Origin of the sequence: Bacillus lumedeiriae (genome assembly GCF_044891285.1) — a bacterium.
Taxonomy (GTDB): domain Bacteria; phylum Bacillota; class Bacilli; order Bacillales; family Domibacillaceae; genus Pseudobacillus; species Pseudobacillus lumedeiriae.
Map to the genome: position 1 here is coordinate 1 of NZ_JAUIYO010000076.1, position 243 is coordinate 243.

Below are 243 nucleotides of genomic sequence, written 5' to 3' on the forward strand. Positions count from 1 at the left end.
TTCCCCATTCGGAAATCTCCGGATCAATGCTTACTTACAGCTCCCCGGAGCATATCGGAGTTAGTCCCGTCCTTCTTCGGCTCCTAGTGCCAAGGCATCCACCGTGCGCCCTTTCTAACTTAACCTACAAAAAAAATAAGCTACGCTTCTTTTTCTTTGCTGATAAAAATACCTAAAATGGCGATTACTCGGTTTTATTGCTTGGTTACTTTTATACGATATTATCCAGTTTTCAAAGAACAA

The 243-nt window shown here is 41.6% G+C and carries 1 rRNA gene; it reads right to left on the reverse strand.

Features of this window, described 5'->3' with window-relative positions:
• A 23S ribosomal RNA gene (locus QYG89_RS17300) occupies positions 1 to 125 on the reverse strand; the annotation flags it as partial.
• Positions 126 to 243: the final 118 nt, after the last annotated feature.